The sequence below is a fragment of the Natronococcus pandeyae genome (genome assembly GCF_008122205.1).
In the GTDB taxonomy this organism is placed as follows: Archaea; Halobacteriota; Halobacteria; order Halobacteriales; family Natrialbaceae; genus Natronococcus; species Natronococcus pandeyae.
Genome location: NZ_PHNJ01000027.1, coordinates 1 through 19,420, shown reverse-complemented (window position 1 = coordinate 19,420; position 19,420 = coordinate 1). Strand labels below are relative to the sequence as shown.

Annotated in this window: 20 protein-coding genes, 1 tRNA gene, 1 other RNA gene and 1 pseudogene; 8 read left to right on the top strand and 15 right to left on the bottom strand. The window is 64.9% G+C overall.

Translation table 11 applies throughout. The features are described 5' to 3' along the window. Window positions 1-22: 22 nt before the first annotated feature. From CV102_RS25080 to CV102_RS25070, 3 genes are all read right to left on the bottom strand, one after another. Window positions 23-880, bottom strand: coding sequence for a phosphatase PAP2 family protein (locus CV102_RS25080; RefSeq protein WP_148860741.1), 858 nt, complete (start codon window positions 878-880; stop codon window positions 23-25). 7 nt (window positions 881-887) lie between these two features. Beyond that, the gene (locus CV102_RS25075) at window positions 888-2,819 is read right to left on the bottom strand and encodes an ABC transporter substrate-binding protein (RefSeq protein ID WP_148860730.1); all 1,932 of its coding nucleotides are present in this window, start codon (window positions 2,817-2,819) and stop codon (window positions 888-890) included. Between the two features lie 113 nt (window positions 2,820-2,932). Beyond that, window positions 2,933-4,006 carry a glycosyltransferase family 4 protein gene (locus CV102_RS25070; RefSeq protein ID WP_148860740.1) on the bottom strand — a complete coding sequence of 358 codons (1,074 nt, stop codon included), beginning with the start codon at window positions 4,004-4,006 and terminating at the stop codon, window positions 2,933-2,935. 106 nt (window positions 4,007-4,112) lie between these two features. On the opposite strand from CV102_RS25070, the gene CV102_RS25065 reads away from it, so the two are divergent. The 3 genes from CV102_RS25065 to CV102_RS25055 all read left to right on the top strand — a co-directional run bounded on the left by CV102_RS25065 (window position 4,113) and on the right by CV102_RS25055 (window position 5,595). Beyond that, complete coding sequence (locus CV102_RS25065) at window positions 4,113-4,391, top strand: ribonuclease P protein component 4 (protein ID WP_148860729.1); 279 nt, start codon at window positions 4,113-4,115, stop codon at window positions 4,389-4,391. Window positions 4,392-4,465: 74 nt separating this feature from the next. Continuing rightward, window positions 4,466-4,714, top strand: a complete 249-nt coding sequence (locus tag CV102_RS25060) for a YhbY family RNA-binding protein (protein ID WP_148860728.1) — start codon at window positions 4,466-4,468, stop codon at window positions 4,712-4,714. After that, window positions 4,711-5,595, top strand: coding sequence for a mechanosensitive ion channel family protein (locus CV102_RS25055; RefSeq protein WP_148860727.1), 885 nt, complete (start codon window positions 4,711-4,713; stop codon window positions 5,593-5,595). Before CV102_RS25060 ends, CV102_RS25055 begins: the two co-directional genes overlap by 4 nt. A 54-nt stretch (window positions 5,596-5,649) precedes the next feature. Here the strand turns inward: CV102_RS25055 and CV102_RS25050 are convergent, their stop codons facing one another. From CV102_RS25050 to CV102_RS25020, 7 genes are all read right to left on the bottom strand, one after another. Further along, window positions 5,650-6,630 carry a Kelch repeat-containing protein gene (locus CV102_RS25050; protein ID WP_187433111.1) on the bottom strand — a complete coding sequence of 327 codons (981 nt, stop codon included), beginning with the start codon at window positions 6,628-6,630 and terminating at the stop codon, window positions 5,650-5,652. A 168-nt stretch (window positions 6,631-6,798) separates the two neighbouring features. Then, an RNA gene (ffs, locus tag CV102_RS25045) (signal recognition particle sRNA) lies at window positions 6,799-7,111 on the bottom strand. 173 nt (window positions 7,112-7,284) lie between these two features. Beyond that, window positions 7,285-8,034: a hypothetical protein gene (locus CV102_RS25040; protein WP_148860725.1), complete on the bottom strand. Its 750-nt coding sequence runs from the start codon at window positions 8,032-8,034 to the stop codon at window positions 7,285-7,287. 39 nt (window positions 8,035-8,073) lie between these two features. Continuing rightward, a complete protein-coding gene (locus tag CV102_RS25035; RefSeq protein ID WP_148860724.1) occupies window positions 8,074-8,769 on the bottom strand; it encodes a DUF2270 domain-containing protein in 696 nt (231 codons plus the stop codon). Between the two features lie 84 nt (window positions 8,770-8,853). Next, window positions 8,854-10,491, bottom strand: coding sequence for a potassium channel family protein (locus tag CV102_RS25030; RefSeq protein WP_148860723.1), 1,638 nt, complete (start codon window positions 10,489-10,491; stop codon window positions 8,854-8,856). A 192-nt stretch (window positions 10,492-10,683) separates the two neighbouring features. Next, window positions 10,684-12,942, bottom strand: a complete 2,259-nt coding sequence (locus CV102_RS25025) for a CDC48 family AAA ATPase (RefSeq protein WP_148860722.1) — start codon at window positions 12,940-12,942, stop codon at window positions 10,684-10,686. Window positions 12,943-13,144: 202 nt separating this feature from the next. After that, entirely contained in the window at window positions 13,145-13,516 is a 372-nt protein-coding gene (locus CV102_RS25020; RefSeq protein WP_148860721.1) for an Hsp20/alpha crystallin family protein, read from the bottom strand. A 158-nt stretch (window positions 13,517-13,674) separates the two neighbouring features. Here CV102_RS25020 and CV102_RS25015 point away from each other — a divergent pair, with 158 nt between their 5' ends. Together CV102_RS25015 and CV102_RS25010 are read left to right on the top strand one after the other, a co-directional pair. Beyond that, on the top strand, window positions 13,675-14,007 hold the full coding sequence (locus tag CV102_RS25015; RefSeq protein WP_148860720.1) for a DUF5798 family protein: 333 nt from the start codon (window positions 13,675-13,677) through the stop codon (window positions 14,005-14,007). 111 nt (window positions 14,008-14,118) lie between these two features. After that, window positions 14,119-15,099: a PLP-dependent cysteine synthase family protein gene (locus tag CV102_RS25010; RefSeq protein WP_148860719.1), complete on the top strand. Its 981-nt coding sequence runs from the start codon at window positions 14,119-14,121 to the stop codon at window positions 15,097-15,099. Window positions 15,100-15,135: 36 nt separating this feature from the next. On the opposite strand, the gene CV102_RS25005 is transcribed toward CV102_RS25010, so the two are convergent. The 5 genes from CV102_RS25005 to CV102_RS24985 all read right to left on the bottom strand — a co-directional run bounded on the left by CV102_RS25005 (window position 15,136) and on the right by CV102_RS24985 (window position 17,862). Then, window positions 15,136-15,315 (bottom strand): hypothetical protein, encoded by a 180-nt coding sequence (locus CV102_RS25005; RefSeq protein ID WP_148860718.1) that lies wholly within the window; start codon window positions 15,313-15,315, stop codon window positions 15,136-15,138. A gap of 144 nt (window positions 15,316-15,459) precedes the next feature. Then, entirely contained in the window at window positions 15,460-15,870 is a 411-nt protein-coding gene (locus CV102_RS25000) for a CoA-binding protein (protein WP_148860717.1), read from the bottom strand. 49 nt (window positions 15,871-15,919) lie between these two features. Then, window positions 15,920-16,531 carry an RAD55 family ATPase gene (locus tag CV102_RS24995; RefSeq protein ID WP_148860716.1) on the bottom strand — a complete coding sequence of 204 codons (612 nt, stop codon included), beginning with the start codon at window positions 16,529-16,531 and terminating at the stop codon, window positions 15,920-15,922. A 162-nt stretch (window positions 16,532-16,693) separates the two neighbouring features. After that, the gene (locus CV102_RS24990) at window positions 16,694-17,548 is read right to left on the bottom strand and encodes a geranylgeranylglycerol-phosphate geranylgeranyltransferase (protein WP_148860715.1); all 855 of its coding nucleotides are present in this window, start codon (window positions 17,546-17,548) and stop codon (window positions 16,694-16,696) included. A gap of 131 nt (window positions 17,549-17,679) precedes the next feature. Then, window positions 17,680-17,862, bottom strand: coding sequence for a DUF7511 domain-containing protein (locus CV102_RS24985; RefSeq protein WP_148860714.1), 183 nt, complete (start codon window positions 17,860-17,862; stop codon window positions 17,680-17,682). 170 nt (window positions 17,863-18,032) lie between these two features. Between CV102_RS24985 and CV102_RS24980 the strand changes: the two genes are divergently transcribed. From CV102_RS24980 to CV102_RS27320, 3 genes and pseudogenes are all read left to right on the top strand, one after another. Then, a tRNA-Arg gene (locus CV102_RS24980) sits at window positions 18,033-18,107 on the top strand. Between the two features lie 620 nt (window positions 18,108-18,727). Further along, a complete protein-coding gene (locus CV102_RS24975; RefSeq protein ID WP_148860713.1) occupies window positions 18,728-19,000 on the top strand; it encodes a hypothetical protein in 273 nt (90 codons plus the stop codon). A gap of 89 nt (window positions 19,001-19,089) precedes the next feature. After that, window positions 19,090-19,420: pseudogene (locus tag CV102_RS27320) on the top strand (AAA family ATPase); the annotation flags it as partial.

Sequence of the window (19,420 nt, the reverse complement as noted above, 5' to 3'; positions counted from 1 at the left end):
TGCGCTGTGGAGCGCCGCATCGTTACTCGCCGTTACGTCGTCGCTCCTCCAGCCGGTGTCTCGCGGACTCGTACAGCTCCGTGAGCGACCAGCGGCCGACGAGGTGGTCCGAGAGAACGACGCAGATCGCTGCGAGCGCGAGGCCGGCGACGACGTCGATCGCCCAGTGGATTCCCAGATACATCGTCGATATCGCGACGCTGATCGCGAGGACGACCGCGACGGGGAACCACTTCGGATAGCTCGAGCGCGTCGTGTAGGCGAACATCGCGACGATGGCCGCAAGCGAGGTGTGTAGCGACGGGAAGACGTTCGTGGGGCGGTTGACCTCCCGGGTGAGGTGCTGGTACTGCGGACTGTTGTCGTACAGCATCGTTACCTCCAGCACCTCGGGCATCACGTTTCGCGGGCCGTAGGCGATGACCAGCAGGTAGAGGCTGAGGCCGAGGAGATAGTTGAGCGAGTACGCGGTCAGCAGTCGCCGGAAGATCCGGCTGTCCGAGAGCGCGAAGTACGCGACGACCGGAAAGACGAGCATGAACGTGTAGCCGTAGATGTAGATCGCCGAGAAGTACATCGTTAGCTCGTCGGTCGCGATCGACTGGAAGAGCAGGATGAACTCTCCCTCGAAGCGGTAGAACGTCTCGGTCATATGGATTCCCCCGACCGCGCTGGAGATCTGGTCACCCCGCCAGCGGACGACTCTGTTGAGTAATAGGACGACGAGCAAGACGCCGATTGCCGGTGCCGACGCTCGAAACCGGGAGCGCCACGCCGCTGTCGTCTCGACGAGGCGCTCGCGACCGACGAAGAGACCGATCGAGAGCAGGAGCGCGATCGTGACGACGACGACGAGCTGCGTCAGTACCTCGGTAAGTATCGTCCCCTCAGGTATCATCGTTCCTGAGGAGCCATCCCTGCTCGTCGTGCCGGAAGCCAGCGTCCTCGAACGCGTCCCGCGCCGCGTCGACGTCGAGTTCGCCGTCGGATCCGAAGAACGGCGTCACCGGCTCCTCGTCGTCTTCGTCCATCGCGAGCGTGTCGGGAACCCACTCGTCGGACAACGGCGCCGCGATAGGCTTCGCGCGGTTCCCGAACACGTCGTCGATGATCCAGGACTTATCGAGCAGTTGGGAGACGAGGCGTCGAACGCTGGAGTCACCGAACGCCGCAGCACGGGTGTTGAACCCGACGTGGTAGAACATTCGTGACTGTCGCGGTCCGATCCACCTCGTCTCGGACGTCTCGTCGTCGTCGAGCCACTCCCCGTCCCCCTCGAGTCTACCCTTGAGGGCGTGTGTGCTGAGCATCGAGGCCGTCACGTCTGCGCCGTCGTTTGCGACGCGCTCGACCGCGGTGCTCCCGGGGTCGATCCCGAACTGGATCGACTCGACGTCGATATCGGGGAGGTCGTCGTCGTCCTGCGTGAAGTGGTCCTCGAAGCGCTCGAGGGTGAGCGATTCGCGCTGGCTGCTGTCCTCGAAGCGGAACGGCCCGCTGCCGATGGCCGGGATGTTGCTCATCGTGACGAGTCCCCACTCGCCCTGGGGAGCCTCCGCACTCTCGGTTCGGGACTCGACCTGATTCTCCCAGCGGTGTTTCGGGAGGATCGGAACGGTCAGTGCACGCCTGGCGACGGACTCGATGTTGGTCGCCACGTCGATCCGAAGCTCGTAGGAGTCGTCCTCGAGAAAGTCCTCGACGACGATATCCTTGCTCGGATCGTCGATCATCGAGGTCTGACTTCGGTACCGCGGTGCGGGAGAGGGGGTGTCCGCTTCACCGTACGAGGTGTCCGCGAGGAACTCGTAAGTAAATGCGACGTCCTCGGCGGTCACGTATCTGTCCGCCTCGTCGTCGTCATCGTCGTCGTGGAACGGACACTCCTCCCGAAGTGTGATGTGGAGGCTTCCGTCCTCCCACTCGACGGACTCGGCGAGCCAGGGGACGAGTTCCCCTTGGTGTTCGGTCAGCAGCGAGTCGTACAGCAGGTTGACGATCGTGCCTCGGTCCCGAATCGTCGCCGAGAGCGGGTTCAGGTTGCGCGTCGGCCGCGTGTCCGTGATGAGCGCGCGCAACTGGTCGACACCGGGCTCTGGCTCGAGGCCGAGAAATCCGTGTCGCGTCGGGAGGTGCCCATCGTTCGCTCCGTCGTCGTCGACGTCCCAGGCACCGAAGTGCTCGGTCCGGGCGACCCGGTACTCCTCGGGAAAGCAGATGGGGTCGAACGGCTTCTGTTCGACCACCTCCTCGAGCAGGTCGGCGATGACGTCTCTGCGGTCGTCGTCAGTGTTCGTCCGGCGCTGTTCCTCGAGTAGCTCGTCGATAGACGGCCCCCCAGGTGCGGTCTCGGACAGGTCCCTGGACGGGGACGGGGTCCCGGAGAGGCTCTCTGGCTGGGTTTCGTCGAACCCGAACGGGTTCTGCCAGCCGCGCTCGTCGGCGTACCTGGAGTGGAGGGCGCCGTAGAGGAAGTCCGGATCGAAGCCGCCGGGGTGGCGGCCGACGTAGAGGTCGAAATCGTGGTCGATCAGGACCGTCTGGAGGAACTCGGAGGGCGACCGCATGTCGATGGAGACGTCGGCACCGACCGCCTCGAGATTGGCCTCGAGGTGGCGGGCGATCCGAACGGCTTCTCTGTCGCTGTCCGCGGGGACCGTCGTGATGGAGAGGGCAAGGCGGTCTGTGACATCCTGGCCGACGACGCTTCCGACGCGGTCGATACAGCCGCTGGTCGAGAGGGCGAGACCGGACGCAGCTGTGGCCAAAACGGATCGGCGACTCACGCCGTCACCAGGATTAGTTGAATTACGATTCATTCCGTTCAGATGGATCGGTTCGTCACTGGGATATAACAAGTTTGCGTTCTATGTCCGGCCATACATTGATAAATAAAGGTGATACTCATTGACATTGTCATTTTAGTCTGCGCCTACCGGTACTGGTCACAGAGGCGGCGATACCGCCTGTACAGTCGTGTTCCGACTCGCTCGAGTCCGTGGGCTTTCGCGGTCTCGCGGGCCCGCTCGCCCAGCCGTCGACGCAGGGCGGGATCACGGGCGAGACGGTCGAGGGCTCGGCGAAACTCACGTTCCGTGTCGCATTTCAGGCAGTCGACGCCGTCGGTGTAGAACTCGTCGAACACCGGAAGATCACGGAGGACGACGGGTTTCTCGCAGGCCATCGCCTCGAGGACGGCGATCCCCTGGTTTTCGGCGTGGGTAGGAAAACAGAAGACGTCACCGGCACCGAAGGCGCCGCGCTTGTCTTCGATCCAGCCGGTGAACGTGACGTTCGTCGGCGGATCGCCCGTCCAGCGGGTGACGGCTCGGCTCGCGTGGGGTCCCCGGTCGTAGGGGCCGAACCAGACGAACTCGTAGGGCGTCCGTCGGGCGAGTCGACAGAACGTCGAGAGCCCCTTTCGCTCGAAGACGTTCCCGACCGCGAAGACGACCAGTCCCTCGAGGTCGAGTCGATCCCGGACCGGGTCGCGAAACCGTTCGTACCCCTCGAGCGAAGCCAGACCGACGCCGTTCGTGATCGGTTCGACCGGCGCATCGACCGGATAGGACTCGAGGTGACGCTTCGTCTGCTCGCTCGGACAGTAGACGAGATCCGCCTGCGAGTAGAACCAGCGCAGATACCGTCCCAGCGGTTCCGCGAGGCGATTCGACCCGCGGAAACTGTCGCGGAAGTCCTCGCGGGTGACGTGGGCGTGCAAGAGCAGCGGTCGGCCGGTACGGTTCGCGTGGCGGGCGACCGCGACCGACCCGGGACCGATCCCGTTGCAGTGGGCGACGTCGTAGTCGGCTATCACCGGCGTTCCGTCGACGACTCGTTCCGGAATCGTCCGCAGCGTGTCGGGCCACGGGTCGGTTACCAGTTCGAGCTCGCGGTCCCGTTCGTCCGCGAGGCGTTCGAGCGCCGCTCGCTGCTGGTCGGTGGCGGTTCCGATCCCGCTCCGGGCGAACAGCGAGGGCCACTCGAGGTAGTTGAGCACGCGCACGGCGCTGGTCGACACGTTTCCGGACGGAATCAAAACGGTACCGCCTCGTGGCCCGCCGAATCGCCGGAACGTAACATCAATAGGGCGACCGGCGAAACACGCTCCCGTGAACGTCGCCGCCGAGCGAATCGAACGGCTCCACGAACTGGCTCGAGCGGCGGCCGCCTCGGGCGAGGACGACCGCGCTCGCTACTACGTCCGGCTCGCCCGCCGCGTCGCGGAGCGAAATCGGCTCACGCTCCCGCGGCAGTTTCGGCGGTTCACCTGCGACTCCTGTGACGCGTATCTTCGACCGGGGAAGAACGCCCGCGTTCGACTCCAGGACGGTCACGTCGTCGTGACCTGCGACTGCGGCGCCCATGCGCGGTACCCCTACCAGGAGTAGGTGTGGTACGGCGCTCGGGGGCGCGAGATTCTGCATTACGAAGATTCAAACGGTTTGCGTTGTTACGCAGTGCTATGAATCAAGAGGAACGCAAACGCCAGGCCCACGACCTCGACGTTACGGTCTGGGTCGGCAAGAGCGGTGTCGATTCGGTCGTCGACGAACTCAACGATCAGCTCTCGGACAGGGACCTCGTGAAGGTGAAGTTCCTGCGAGCGGCCCGTGCCGGTAGCTCCACCGAAGAGAAAGCAGCCGACCTCGCCGACCAGGTCAACGCCGAACTCGTCGATACCCGAGGACACACGGCAGTACTGTACCGATGAGTGCGGGCGCAGTACTGGCACAGGCTGACGGAATCAGCACGGCGGCGATCACGGCGAGCGTGATCGCGGCGCTCCGGTTCGCCGTCGCCTTCGCCGTCGTCTGGATGATCGGACGGCTGGTTATCGTCCCACTGGCCGATCGCGCGTTCGATCAGCGAGGTCTGGACCAACACGCCAGAAACCCGCTGCTGATGCTCACGAAGTTCGGTATCGGCTTCATCGCGGTCGCAGCCGCGTTCGGCTTCGCCGGGTTCGAGAACTTCCTCGTATCGCTGGCCGGCATCGCTGCGGCCGGCGCACTGGCAGTCGGTCTGGCGATGCAGAACGTCATCTCGAACTTCGTCGCAGGAATCTTCATCTACGCCGACAAGCCGTTCCGGATCGGTGACTGGATCGAGTGGGACGGCGGCGACTACTCCGGTATCGTCGAGGACATCAGCCTCCGCGTCACTCGCGTCCGAACCTTCGACAACGAACTGCTGACGGTTCCCAACTCGGCGCTCACCGGCGGCGTCGTCAAGAACCCCGTCGACGGCGGGAAACTCCGGCTGAAGTTCGTCTTTGGCATCGGCTACGGCGACGACATCCAGCAGGCGACCGACGTCATTATCGAGGAGGCCGAACGCCACCCGGAGATCATGGACGACCCCGCGCCCTCCGTCCGTCTGACCGAACTCAACGACTCCGACGTCGGCCTCCAGTCGCGAATCTGGATCGCGGATCCGTCGCGAGCGGACTTCGTCCGCACCAAGGGCGAGTACATCACCGCCGTCAAACAGCGGTTCGACGAGGAAGGCATCGATATCCCCTATCCCGTCCGGACGCTCGAGGGCGGCCTCGAACTCGAGGGTCGCCAACAGATCGGACAGCCGGCCGAGTAGGCGCATTCCGGACGTCGGCGGAACGTTTTTTGACAGTTCGAACCTCGGATCCGTTCAGGGCTCGTAGACGAACGTCCGATCGCTCCAGGCCGTCGCAGAGAAGAGCCCGTGTCGCCACGCGCCGCCGATGACGTAGACGGCGTCGTCGTGGGTTAGCGCCGTCGGGCCGTGCAGCGGGAGCGGGACGGCCGGCGCGTCCCTCCAGTTCTCGCCGTCGAAGACCTCGTGGGCGTCCGTCGTCCAGCCGGTGAGCGTCGACGGGTCCTCGCCGCCGCCGAGGTGAAACCGTCCGTCGACGACGGCCCCTGCGGTGCCACTGCGAGCGGTCGGCTCCGCGTCGATCGACGCCCACTCGTTGTCCTCGGGATCGTAGGCCTCGACCGCCGGATCGTTCTCACCGTCCCAGCGGCCGCTGACGGCCAGTATTCGATCCTCGAAGACCTCGGCGGCGAGGTGATCGCGAGGCGTCGGGATCGGGGGACCGCGGTCCCAGTCTTCACCGTCGAAGATCAGTAGGTCGTGCGTGTCGGTCGTTCGTCCGCCGACGACGTACAGTCGACCGTCGTACGCGACGAGTTCGTGCCCCCAGCGTCCCTCTGGAAGCGGGTCCAGCTCTGTCCACGCGTCGGCGTCGGGATCGTACGCGAAGACGTGGTCTTCGGGCGGGTCGTCGAACTCGCGGTTCCCGCCGACGACGTAAAGCGTTCCGTCCAGCGCCGCCGCGGCGTGGTGGTTCAGCGGTTCGGGCATCGGGATTCCTTCCTCCCACTCGTCGGCGTTCGGATCGTAGACGTCCGTCCGGGCAGTCGAGTCTCCGAGCCCCGTCAATCCGCCGGGGACGTAGATCCGGTCCTCGAGGACGGCACCTTTCATTTCGCCGCGCTCGGTCGGCATGCGGGCGCGTTCGCTCCAGCCTTCGCTGTCGCTCACCGGGTCCGGACGGAACGTCCACGCCGTGGCTCCGCCGACCGCGAGGAATCCCCCGCCGACGAGAGCACGACGTCGCGTCAGCAGCGTGCGATCGTCGTCGCTCATGCGAGGTTCGACGACGCGAGGAGCGAAAGTTCGTCGGCACGACGCGCGGCCGGTGACGGCGACCGCGGTCACCGGGACGATGTGTCTCGCCATCGGATGAGTCGGCCTCGTCGATCGAAAAAACGAACGGCGCGGCTGCTCTGTGGGGTTTCGTCGGTATGAAGTATGAGTGTGGAGGGCCGCGGTTGCCCGGCGTTCCGCCCGGGGGAATCCCGGTTGCCTTCTCCACCCCGCGACCCGTCGAGCGACAGGTGTCCGGCGGTCCACTGCTCGCTTCCGCGCCTGATGGGCTGTCGCCGGCTAACCACGATGGGTCGTCCCTGCGGACGGCCACCGTAGACCGCTGTCCCCGACGGACGAGGCTTCCATGTTGGCTCCCGGGGCCCCGGTCGGTCTGACCGGACGCCCGCGGCGTTCGGTCCCCGCTAATGACCATAGCGCGGGTAACGAGCAGGGCCAAACTGCCCGACCTATCCATACTATGGTAGACGATTGGAACTTAAGGGCCTTTCGTCTGTGATCGACCGTGACCCGTCTCCCGGTGCAGTATTTTTCGGTCGTATCGGCGAACCCGCTGCGACGACGGATCTCGAGCAACGAGCGACGTTGACTGGAGACGACACGCTCGCCGTGAAATCGGGTGTGCACTGACTTTCAGTGGCTACGATAGTCGTCAGTCGACGAGCCCCAGTCGTCAGTCGTTTCGGACTGCGTCTCGGCTCCGACTACCGGATCTCGAAGCTGTGTGAACGCGACCGCCGTCGTCGCGTAGATGTAGACGGCGGTGAACGCACCGCCGAGTTGGGCGATCAGCGAGCCGAGAACGCCACCGACGATGGCCTCGAGGATCGAGAACGGGACCGATATCGCGGCGATGATCAGGATCACGGCGACCCCGAGACCAAACAGACTGAGGCGGTGGCCGGACGTGAGCGACCAACTTCGCTGCATCCCCGTCACGAAGTCGTCGTCCTCGACCGCGACGTAGACGTCGAAGAACCACAGCGCGACGAGCAGGAAGAGCCCCGGAACGATGAGCAGGACGAGCCCGACCGCGACCACTATCGTGAAGACGATGTACCCGACGAGGACGTTCAGAAACGTCCACACCGGTCGGTCGCGAAGGGCTGCGTCCGGAATCGTATCCCGCTCGTCGGTAACGAACGTCCGAAGTGCCACGATCGTGAGATAGAGACCCAACAGCGAGGCCACAGTGGCAACGAGCCAACCTATCGCCGGTCCCCCGACGATCGGCGAAGCGTTCGGTTCTAGTTCAGATCCAACCGGTGTGAAGAGGGTCTGAACGGCCGCAATCACGAAGAACGCGAGGACCAACAGGAGTCCGTTTCTGGCCAGCGTTCGCTCGATACCGTCCGCGAGCACGCTGGATATCTGAACTGACATACGAGCTGACTAGTTAACGAGAGTGCAAAAAGTGCGTGATCACTCGAGGTCGCCGTGATCGGCCGCGCCGGATTCCCCACGTTCCTTCGGGGAGAGCGGGACAGCGAGGACGAACAATGTGACGTAGTAGATGGCGACGGCGATGACGACGTAGACGCCGTCGATTCCCGGAAGTGACGCGCTCTCGAGGAACGGCTGGTCCGGGTTGAACGCCCAGATGTGGAAGATCCAGCCGAGCAACATCGCGGTCATCAACGGGAGGTAGACCCGCCGGAGCCGGTGACTGAACGCACCGCGGTAACTGATGTTCGGCGTCGGATCGCGGTAGTCTCCGCTCAGTTCCGCGCGCCATGCGTCGTGTTCGACGCCCTCGGAGGGATCGAGCGCGTTCGCGAAGAGGTTTTCCTGGAGCACGCGGACGCGTGAGCGCCAGATGTCGTAGTCGCGGAACCGCCGCGCTTCGATGAACAGGAAAACGGTGCCCATCATGAGCCCGGCGAGGATCACCGCGTGGGACACCTCGCCGGAGAAGGCGTACGCGACGATGGCCGACATCACGGTCACCGCCCAGTTGGTGGTGGTGTCGAGTCGATCGCGCCACTCGACGGTGCGCTCCATCTCGCCCCTGTAGAGGTGCGCCGCGACGGAGCCGAGGCCGGTGCTCTGGTCGACCATCTCGCGGCCGATCTCCGCCTGCTCCGGATCTTCCGGGTCGAAGCCCGAGTCGCCCGACATATCCCGTCGTACGGCTCGAGAACGAATTTCCCTTCGCACCGTCGTCTCGGCGTGAGTGTCCGTCGTTCGAACCCGTTCGGACAGTCAGTCGGCGCCGTAGGCGTCTCGAAACTGGCCGATCTGGCGGTCGGTCCCCGCGACGACCAGGGAGTCGTCGGCCTCGAACCGCATCCCGTCGACGTCGGTGTGGAGGTCGCCGTCGCGCTCGAGCGCGACGACGGTACACCCCGTCTCCCGGCGGACCGCCGCCTCCGAGAGCTCGTCGCCCACGATTTCGGATGCGTCTAGCTGGCGCAGGTGCAGCCGATCGCCGAGCGTCATGACCTCGCGCTCGAAGACCCGGAGAGTGACCATGCGCCCCGCGACGTTCGGCAGCGCGAGCACGTAGTCCGCCCCCGCGGTTCGAAGCGCGCTGACGCTCTCGGCGGTGTTGGCCCCGACGATGATCTCGAGGTCCGGATTGAGTTCGCGCGCGGTAAGCGCCGTGAGGATCGCGTCGTCGTCGGTCTCGAGGGCGATCACTAGCGTGCCGGCGTCCTCGATCCCCGCCTCGAGGAGCGTCTCCTCGGTCGTCGCGTCGCCGACGACGTCGACGTGCTCGCCGGCCTCGCGGTCGACGACCACGGTCTCCAGGCCGGCGCGCTCGAGGGAGCCGTACACCGATCCGCCGACCAGCCCGGAGCCGATCACGACGACGGGATCGGCCGCCATCCGGTAGCGGTGGCCCGTCGAGCCCGTCAGTTCGGCGACTTCCTCGAGTTGCGACTCGGTTCCGGCCACGAGCAGCGCGGTGTTCCGGTCGATGCGGACGCGCTCGGAGAGCGTGGTGACGAAGTCGCCGCGAACCCACGCGCCGAGGACGGTCGCACCGGTCTCCTCGAGTCGGCGGGACGAGGCGACGGTCTCGCCGAAGAGGTCGGCGTCTGCATCGACGAGGAACTCGACGACGTCGAACGCCTCGCCCAGTTCGATCTCGTCCCCGAGGTCGGGCTCGACCACGTCGCGGACCCTGTCGCCCAGGGCCTTCCCGAGCCGGTGTTTCGGCGACAGCACCTCGTCGACGCCGGCGTAGCGGAAGTACCGCGCCCGCGACGGATCGGCGACGAGGACGAACACCGAGGCATCGGGGTCGCGCTCCTCGACTGCGAGGATGGTCCGCACGAACTCGCGCTCGGTGGCGTCGACGACGACCGCGGTCGCGTCCTCGAGTTGGGCCGCGTCGAGCGCGCCCTCGGTCTTCGGATCGTCGTGGAGAACCGTGAGCCCGTCCTGGTGGAGTTCCTGCGCGCGATCCTCGTCGGCCTCGAGGATCACGTACGGCGTTCCGCTGGCCTCGAGTTCGTCGACGAGCGTGTCGCAGAGATCGGTGTAGCCGACGACGATGACGTGGTCCTCGAGCTCGCTGACGTGCTCGGGCGGCGTCGGCTGGACGATCGTCTGGAGCCACGGGACGACGAACAGCGGGACGGCGACGAAGATGTAGGTGATCCCCGTCAGCTGGATCAGCATCATCAGCAGCGTCATCTCGAGGGTTTCCCAGGGCGCGTCCTGTCCGTAACCCGTGGTGGTCATCGACTGGACGACGACCTCGAGCGCCCGGTACCACGACCGCGGCTCGCCCTCGAGCGTCGCCATCCCCCACTGGTAGACGGTCGCGTACACGCCGATCAGAAACAGGAGCGAGCCGAGGTAGCCCGCGAGTCGATAGGTGAGTCGGACCATGTCGTACTCACCCGATTGGGACGACCGCTCCATCGCCACTGGCGCCTCCGTCGTAGCCCTCGATGTTGGTGCCGTCGATCATTCACTTACGACGTCCTTCGGGGAAGGCGGCTATCGTTCTTGATGGGGCCAGTGCAAGGAAGCGGGGTGGGAAAACACGGTATCGCCGGTCGCGAAGACGGGTGGGCGCGGCTACGCGTCGCCCTCGGCACCCTCGAGCACGTCGTCGAGACCGCCCGCTCCGGGACCGGCGTCGAACTCGGCGGCCGACTCGGGGGAGACCTCCTCGAGCGCCCGCTCGAAGTGATCCGCCGTGAGTTCGATCGCCTCGACGTCGGACTCCTCGCCGGCGGCCTCGGCCTCGACGTGCTCGCGGACCGCGATGGTCGCCGCCTCGCGGCAGACGGCCTCGACGTCGGCGCCGGTGTACCCCTGCGTCTCGGCCGCCAGTTCGTCGAGATCGACGTCGTCGGCGAGCGGCCGATCCCGGGTGTGGATCTCGAAGATCTCGCGGCGGGCGTCCTCGTCGGGTTCGGCGACCTCGACGTGGCGGTCCAGCCGGCCGGGCCGGAGCAGCGCGTCGTCGATCAGCTCCGGTCGGTTCGAGGCCGCGACGACGACGACGTCCTCGAGTTCCTCGAGCCCGTCGAGTTCGGTCAGCAGCTGGCTGACGACCCGCTCGCCGACGTTGGAGTCGCCGACCCCGCTCCCGCGCTCGCTCGCGAGGGCGTCGATCTCGTCGAAGAAGACGATCGTCGGCGCGTTGGCGCGAGCCTTGTCGAAGACGTCGCGGACGGCTCGCTCGGACTCGCCGACGAACTTGTCGAACAGCTCCGGCCCCTTCACCGAGATGAAGTTCGACTGCGACTCGTTGGCGACGGCCTTGGCGAGCAGCGTCTTGCCGGTGCCCGGCGGGCCGTACAGGAGGACGCCCTTGGCGGGGGAGAGGTTCACGCGCTCGTAGGCGTCGCCGTGGTCGAGCGGCCACTGGATCGTCTCGCGCAGGCGACTCTTGGCCTCCTCGAGGCCGCCAACGTCGTCCCACGAGACGTCGGGGACCTCGACGAAGACCTCGCGCATCGCGGAGGGTTCGATCCCGCGCAGCGCGCGCTTGAAGTCGTCGACGGTGACCTCGATCTCCGCTAACACCTCGGCCGGGATCTCCTCCTCGTCGAGGTCGAGTTCGGGCCGGATGCGCCGCATGGCCGTCATCGCGGCCTCCTTGGCGAGGTTCTCGAGGTCGGCGCCGACGAAGCCGTGGGTGTTCTCGGCGTAGCGCTCCAGGTCGACGTCCTCGGCCAGCGGCATTCCGCGGGTGTGGATCTGGAGGATCTCGTCGCGGCCGTCGACGTCCGGGACGCCGATCTCGATCTCGCGATCGAACCGGCCGGGCCGTCTGAGTGCGGGGTCGATCGCGTCGACCCGGTTGGTGGTACCGATGACGGTGATCTCGCCGCGTTCCTCGAGGCCGTCCATCAGGCTGAGAAGCTGGGCGACCACGCGGCGTTCGACGTCGCCCTGAACGTCCTCGCGCTTGGGCGCGATCGAGTCGAGTTCGTCGATGAAGACGATCGCCGGCTCGTTCTCGGCGGCCTCCTCGAACACTTCACGGAGCTGCTCTTCGCTCTCGCCGTAGTACTTCGACATGATCTCCGGCCCGGAGATCATCTGGAAGTGGGCGTCGATCTCGTTGGCCACCGCCCGAGCGATCAGGGTCTTGCCGGTGCCCGGCGGGCCGTGCAGCAGGACGCCCTTCGGCGGTTCGATGCCGAGCGCCCGGAACAGTTCGGGGTGGCGCATCGGCAGTTCGATCATCTCGCGGACCTGCTCGAGTTCGTCGTCGAGCCCACCGACGTCCTCGTAGGTTACGTCCGGGCTCTCGCCGGTCGTTTCGGCGCCGGCGTCGATCGGACCGTCGGCCTCGATCGAGAGCTCGTCGCGGCTCCGATCGACGACCTCGAGCTCGGTCTCACCGGTGATGACGACCGTGCCGCTCGGCTCGGTGTCGACGACGGTGAGCGGGAGGCGGCGGCCGGAGCGGGTCGAGAGGAGGCCGAAGCCGAGCGAGAGCGAGAGCTGATCGCCGGGACTGACCGCGCGCTCGGAGAGCTTGTCCTTCAGGTAGGAGCCGATGTCCCCCTGGAGGCGGACGTTCTCCGGGAGGGCGACCCAGACGCGCTCGGCCGGTTCGACGTCGGCCGGCTCGACGGAGACCGCGTCGTCGATACGGGCGCCGGCGGCCTGGCGGAGCTGGCCGTCGATGCGGACGATCCCTCGACCTGTTTCCTCGGAGCGACCGGGCCAGACCCGTGCGACAACCCGCCCTTCGCGTCCCTCGATCGCGACGAACTCGCCGCTCGAGACGCCGAGTTCGCGCATGGCCTCCCGGTCGATCGATGCGAGACCACTGCCTGCATCCTTCCGTTTGAGCGGTTTGACTCGGAGTCGCATGGGTCGTGTGGTGGTTCGTTTCGTCGACGCGCGAGCGCGTCGGCACGTCGGAAAGAGAACGACCGGCCGACGCGACGCGGAAGACACGCGCGCCGACACAGTGGCTGGTTCACCGGCGTGTGCCGGGGGGCGATGCGTCGGCACCGGCGGGTGGCGAGCCGACTACGCTGGAGTGTCGTCGGTCACCGACGAAATCGCCGGCTTACTCTCCCTCGAGAGGGATCTCCATGCCACGGGTTCCCGGGTCCGCGGTCGGGAGACTGACCTCGAGGACGCCGTTCGTGTACTCGGCGCTGATCTCGTCTTCAGCGATGTTCTTGGGGAATCGGAACCGACGGTGGTACGTCTTCTTGCGCCCGCGGTCCTCGTCGACGTGTTCGGCGGCGACGTTCAGGACGCCGTCGTCCCACGCCAGGTCGATCTCGTCGATCTCGAATCCCGGCATGTCGATGGTGAGGACGAACTCGTCGTCCTCCTCGTACAGTTCGTAGTCGTCGCTTCCACGGTCGCCGAACAACTGAGCGGGCATATCGAGGTTCTGCCTCCACGTGCTTGCTGTTGGTCGGAGCACCATCGCTGTTCACCTCGAGTTCAAGAGTTGCTTGTCCGTGGTTCGTAATAAATCTTTTGCCGGTCTTTGGGCCACCGCTTGGCTACTGCCAGTCGGACGGCGGTACGCTGCGATCGCGAAAGAGGAAAAGGCCCAACTAGGATGGCCCCCAAAGACCGATCATGGGACTTGGAAGCACGGCAAAGAAGATTCAGGGGCTGTCAGAGCGAGCCGAAGCGATGTACAAGCAGGTCCAGGAGCTCCAGAAGCGTATTATCAACCTCGAGGGCGAGGTCGAGAACACTCACGAAACCGTCCGACGGAACGACCACCAGCTAACCGAACAGCGCGAACTGCTGCTCGCGATCGCTGAGGAACAGGGGATCGACGGCGAGGAAATTCTCGCCGACGCGGCGATCGATCAGGCCGAACTCGAGGGCGAGAGCGACGAGGCGGACGACGCCACCGAGGGCCGCGACGAGCAACCCAGCCCAGGCGATACGACCGCCGAGTAACCGTCGACGACCGACTTCTGGCTCCACGATCTATTCGGATAGCGGCGCGGCCGTCCGGCGAAATGCACCGGATAGCAAGACCTAACAACGGGGGCAACATTTGCCAGAACGATGACGACCCACGAGCGACCGGTGGACTCGGTGCTCGAGACGATCGGTCGGACGCCACTCGTCCGCCTCCACGAGACGCCCGGTACCGTCCGAATTTACGCCAAACTCGAGTCGTTCAACCCCGGTGCAAGCGTCAAAGACCGCATCGGCCGCTACATGCTCGAACGGATGCTCGAACGCGGTGACGTGCCGGCCGGCGGCACGGTGATCGAACCGACCGCCGGCAACACGGGAATCGGCCTCGCGATCGCAGCCGAACAGCTCGGTCTCGACGCGATCTTCGTAGTTCCTGAGCGGTTCAGCCTCGAGAAACAGCAGTTGATGAGCGCCCTCGGCGCGAAGGTCATCAACACGCCCACGGAGGACGGCATGGGCGGCGCGATCGACCGTGCCAACCAGCTCGCCGAGGAACTGGACGACGCTGCCGTCCCTCAGCAGTTCTCGAACCCGCTGAATACGGAAGCACACTACGAGACGACCGCACCCGAGATCTACGAGGCCCTCGACGGCGAGGTCGGTGCCGTCGTCGCCGGCTGTGGAACTGCCGGGACGCTCATGGGCATCGCTCGCTACGCCTTAGAGCAGGACGCCGCGACCCACGTCACCGCAGTCGAGCCCGAGGGCTCGGTGTACGGCGAACTCTTCGACGAGGACCGCGAGGAAGACGAGTACAAGACCGAGGGAATCGGCACTCACGACACGGGGACCAACGAACTGTTCGATCCGGAACTCGTCGACGACATCCAGGCCGTCGCGGACTCGGAGGCCCACGACGAACTCAAGCGCCTCGCCCGCGAGGAGGGCCACCTGGTCGCCTCGAGCGCCGGTGCGGCCAGCGTGGCCGCCAAACGCGTCGCCCGACGGATCGACGAGGGCGAACTCGAGACGCCCCACGACACCATCGTCACGGTGTTTCCCGACTCGAGCGAGCGGTATCTCTCGAAGGGAATCTATCGCTCGTTCGAGGAGTGGACATCGTAGCGGTGCACAGCGGCCTCCTTCGGGTAGCGTGACGGTCTACTGGTACAGTCTTTCGGCGTCGACGACGTCTAACGTCTCTTCCTGTTCGACTTCCCAGACCCGAAGGACGAGATGCGCCTTGCAGTGATACTCGACCACCTCCATCCCCGTTCGCTCGTTTCTCAGGACGAGCTGACAGGTCTCTTCGTTCGAACAGTCCCCAGACCGTTCACACATTCTATGTTCCCGTACTCTTCTGGCCGATAAGTCTCTGTCGGTGGGGTGGAACACCCACGAATATCTGTGCCTGATTTCTGCGGGTCGCCGAGCGATTCGAGAGCGTGACGTCGTGTCGGCTGCGTTCTGCTGGAATCACTGCCATCATGCGACGAGTTGACGATGGTCGACTTTCATACACCGGTCCTGAACGACGGTTCGTCCCGCCTCTTCGGCGCGAGCAGCCGCCTCGTCGTCACGAATCCCCTGCTGGGCCCAGATCACGTCGACGTCCTCGCGAGCGAGTGCCTCGTCGACGATACCGTCGACCTCCTCGCTCGGCCGGAAGATGCAGACGACGTCGATCTCCCGCTCGACGTCCGAGAGCGCGTCGTACGCGTGTCGGCCGAAGATCTCCTCGGCGTAGGGGTTGACCGGGATCACGTCGTACCCGTGTTCCAGGAGGTAGTTCGGAACGTAGTGGGCCGCCTTCCCCGGCGTACTCGAGCAGCCGACGACGGCGATCGTCTCGGCGGCGAGAATCTCCCGAAGCTGATCGGGGGCGTTCACTGGCATAGCGGATCTATCGTCGCCAACGGTAAACGTTGCGTGGCTCCGGGGGTGGTCACCTCGAGAGGCCCGCCGTCCGAATCTCGGGGGTGTCTCCCTCACCTTCGTCCACCTCGATGACCGCGTCGAACAGCTGTTTGAGCGTGTTCATCGTCTGGTCGTCGTGGGACGTCGAGTCGATGACGTAGACGCCGAGGGCGTCCGCACTCTGAATGCGGCCGGTGAAGACGTGCAGGAACCGAAACACCGTCTGGAGGTCCGAGTACATCAGCAGCGTCGAGATCGAGTGGAGGAGCACGCGATTTCGCGGTAGCTCCCGCTGGTCGTAGAACTCCTGGAGAAACTCCGAGAGCTTGATCCCGATCCCGGTCATGTCGACCGGCGACGAGGCGTACTTGACCTGCGAGTTGTCCTCGACGGCACCGACTCCACGCTGTTTGGTCACGCAGTCGACGACGCCGACGTCGGCATCGTCCGGTAGTTTCGAGAGGACGACGTCGGCGCTGTCTTTCGTCGTGATGGCGATCGATCCATCGCCGCGGTTCGCACCGCTCTCGAGGATGCCGAGTGCGATCGATCGCTTCCCCGTCAGTGGCGGACCCGCGACGAGCACGTTCGTCCCGGCGTCGACTTCTGTATCCGGAAGGACGTCTGCTAACTCATACATACCAGACATTCACTCACTCTCTTCGCAGCTATTGGACGGACAGCTGGCATACCCGCTGCGGACTCGAGTGTTTGGTGTGAAAATACACCAACTCGGTAATAGTACTTTTGATTACACATAATCTCCGAACGGTCGTTACCCGTCGAGCACCCGATCGTGCGCTCAGGCTACCGCAGTGGCCTCGAGGGCGGCGCGACCGGCGATGAACGCGACGGCGGCGAGAAACATCCCGTACTTGAGGTGGGACTGGCCCGCCGTCGGGTCCTCGAAGCTCTCGTAGGCCGCATAGAGCATGATCGCGTTGGCCGGAAGCACCAACAGGAGATACGCCGTCCCGAAGTACTCGAGGAGGTACGGGAGCGGACTCGCGAGAACGGCGACGACGAGCAGCACCGTCGCGACGAGCAGGGCGCGCCGCTCGCCGATCGCGATCGGAAGCGTATTGAGCCCCTCCTCGCGGTCCCCTTCGAGGTCTTCGACGTCCTTGACGATCTCGCGTGTCAGCGTCGCGACGGCCGCCAGCAAGAAGAGGACGGCCGCGGGCCCGATCTCGCCGACAGCCGCGGCGCCGAAGAGGAACGTACTCCCCACGAGGTAAGCGACCAGGGCGTTGCCGAGCCCCGGGAGCCCCTTGAACACCTCCGTGTAGGCGACCAGCGCGACGAGATTGACGCCTGCGAGCACGATGGCCAGCAGGGGAAGGGTCAGCGCCAGTCCGACGGAGCCCAGAAAGAGCACGATGCTGAACACGAGCGCACCCCGCGGACTGACCGCGCCTCGAGGTATCGCCCTATCCGGCTGGTTGATCCGGTCGATCTCCCGGTCGAAGTAGTCGTTGATCGCGTTCCCGGCACCGACCGCCAGCCCTGTCGCCGCCACTGCTGTTGCCACCTCGAGTGAGTGCGTCGTCACGCCGCCGGCGACGAACGCGCCGATAAACGTCAGCACGCTCGCGGCGATCACGTTCACCGGCCGCGTCAGCTCGAGCAACCCACGGAGCGTCTCCCCCGCTGTCATGGCCGCATCTGCTCAGTCGGAGCGGTTAAACGGTACGATCTGCCGGCGAACGATTGGTTCGGAACGGTGTGCCGTCGACAGGGGATGCAGGGCACTTCGCGCGCAGCTTCCCTCCGGATCAGGCCCGGCCGTTATCGCCACGCCTCGAGATCACAGAGGTCCTCGTCGGCGACCGAGAGCCACGCGCTCACCCGCTCGTCTTCGGTCGCGTCGACGGGAGTGGCGGTCCAGACCCGCTCGTCGTCGGTGCGCAACTCGAGCGTCGCATCGCTGGACTGTCCGCCGTCGGATGCCGGGGTCTCGTTCACCGTCATGGGATAGTTGACCGTTCGATCCCGACGATAAATACTTTCGGAGCTGATTTTCACCGACTGGGAACGCGTGACCGAGGGGGGGGGGGCAGCTCGCTCGAGTGTGCTGATCACTATCAGAACGGATAGGAATCGAGTGACTTATACGGAACCGCCGGAAACGAACGTGGTGAGGGCGCTTAGCTCAGTCTGGACAGAGTACTTGGCTTCGGACCAAGCTGCCGCGGGTTCAAATCCTGCAGCGCCCATCATTCTGCGTGACGGGCAACAGTTGGCAGACGGCAGTACGACGCTTATAAACAACCCCCCGCTTCGCCGAGTCGAGTTCATCATGTTTCGTGATGGGGGTCGCCGGTGCCATGCGATTCGCCTGCATTTAATTGACGGCAGAGCTACATAGAGATTGGGGTAGTTCCGTTCCAACACAGACCGTCTCGTTCCGGCGTCATTCCAGGACGGCCATGCGCTATCCGGTTAACCGTCGCAGACCTGGGAGTCGGTGATTTGCAGGGAGTAATCGACTGCGCTCGTGACGTCGGTCCCCCGACCCAGCAAATAACCTTTCTTATCGCTCAGTGATACGAGTACGCGTATGCCGACACCATATGGGAAGTGGCCGTCACCGATCGAGCCCGCAGATGTCGCCGAGAGTAGCCGAAGTTTCGGCGGCATTGATATCGAGAACGAGACGGAATAGTATCGCACGCGCCAATGGCGAAGTTCGAATCCACATCCGAAGTCTGATTTCGGTGTTTCTCGGCATCCCCGTGCGTGTATCGCACTGCCGTCTCTTCGATTTTGGATTGATATCAGGAGGTACAATTAAGCGGTATGGTCGTGAGGAGTACACACACGGGTGAAGTGATAGATGTCTCTAACCGTTGATCCGCGCCCTCCGCTTCCAAAATGGATCACGGACGCGTACACCGTGCTTTCGGCCCATATCACCGACTCGGGTACCGATGACAGCGGTGGCCAGGCTCCGGCGATTAGCCGCGAACGGGCGATCGACGTACTCATCGAGTCCGACGAGCTGGCACTCGAGCAGCGGACGCCGAACACGCGATCACAACGGCTGATCGAGCGTGGATACCTCTACGAAGTCAATACCGAACTTCGCGTAACCACTCTATCCGAGTGAGACGAGCCGGGACTGCGAGTTCTGGAAGTTCTGGAAACGGCCCCGCGACCATTTTATACCGGCGACGATGAATGAGTCAGGTAGCGCAGATGATCACGGACGCTCGAGTGCTCCGCCAAGAGTTCGTCCCTGGGGATCTCGAGCATCGAGACGCGGAAACGACGTACCTCTCGGAGACGCTCGCGCCGATCGCCGACGGCGAAACCCCGAGACGGTCATCATGCACGGGCCGAGCGGGGTAGGAAAGACCTGCGTCGCGAAGTACATGGGCGACCAGCTTCGCCAGAAAGTCCTGGATGCCGAGTTCCAGTACGTCAACTGCTGGCAGCATTATTCACGGTATCGCGCACTCCATCGAATCCTCGAAGGGCTCGGACAGACGCTCGATATTCATCGTCAGTCGACGCCCCGTGACGAACT

Coding starts and splice junctions, on each gene's coding strand:
- CV102_RS25075 (WP_148860730.1), bottom strand. CDS start 2,819: ATGAATCGTAATTCAACTAATCCTGGTGACGGCGTGAGTCGCCGATCC.
- CV102_RS25060 (WP_148860728.1), top strand. CDS start 4,466: ATGAATCAAGAGGAACGCAAACGCCAGGCCCACGACCTCGACGTTACG.
- CV102_RS25055 (WP_148860727.1), top strand. CDS start 4,711: ATGAGTGCGGGCGCAGTACTGGCACAGGCTGACGGAATCAGCACGGCG.
- CV102_RS25050 (WP_187433111.1), bottom strand. CDS start 6,630: ATGAGCGACGACGATCGCACGCTGCTGACGCGACGTCGTGCTCTCGTC.
- CV102_RS25040 (WP_148860725.1), bottom strand. CDS start 8,034: ATGTCAGTTCAGATATCCAGCGTGCTCGCGGACGGTATCGAGCGAACG.
- CV102_RS25035 (WP_148860724.1), bottom strand. CDS start 8,769: ATGTCGGGCGACTCGGGCTTCGACCCGGAAGATCCGGAGCAGGCGGAG.
- CV102_RS25030 (WP_148860723.1), bottom strand. CDS start 10,491: ATGGTCCGACTCACCTATCGACTCGCGGGCTACCTCGGCTCGCTCCTG.
- CV102_RS25025 (WP_148860722.1), bottom strand. CDS start 12,942: ATGCGACTCCGAGTCAAACCGCTCAAACGGAAGGATGCAGGCAGTGGT.
- CV102_RS25020 (WP_148860721.1), bottom strand. CDS start 13,516: ATGGTGCTCCGACCAACAGCAAGCACGTGGAGGCAGAACCTCGATATG.
- CV102_RS25015 (WP_148860720.1), top strand. CDS start 13,675: ATGGGACTTGGAAGCACGGCAAAGAAGATTCAGGGGCTGTCAGAGCGA.
- CV102_RS25010 (WP_148860719.1), top strand. CDS start 14,119: ATGACGACCCACGAGCGACCGGTGGACTCGGTGCTCGAGACGATCGGT.
- CV102_RS25005 (WP_148860718.1), bottom strand. CDS start 15,315: ATGTGTGAACGGTCTGGGGACTGTTCGAACGAAGAGACCTGTCAGCTC.
- CV102_RS25000 (WP_148860717.1), bottom strand. CDS start 15,870: ATGCCAGTGAACGCCCCCGATCAGCTTCGGGAGATTCTCGCCGCCGAG.
- CV102_RS24995 (WP_148860716.1), bottom strand. CDS start 16,531: ATGTATGAGTTAGCAGACGTCCTTCCGGATACAGAAGTCGACGCCGGG.
- CV102_RS24990 (WP_148860715.1), bottom strand. CDS start 17,548: ATGACAGCGGGGGAGACGCTCCGTGGGTTGCTCGAGCTGACGCGGCCG.
- CV102_RS24985 (WP_148860714.1), bottom strand. CDS start 17,862: ATGACGGTGAACGAGACCCCGGCATCCGACGGCGGACAGTCCAGCGAT.
- CV102_RS24975 (WP_148860713.1), top strand. CDS start 18,728: ATGTCTCTAACCGTTGATCCGCGCCCTCCGCTTCCAAAATGGATCACG.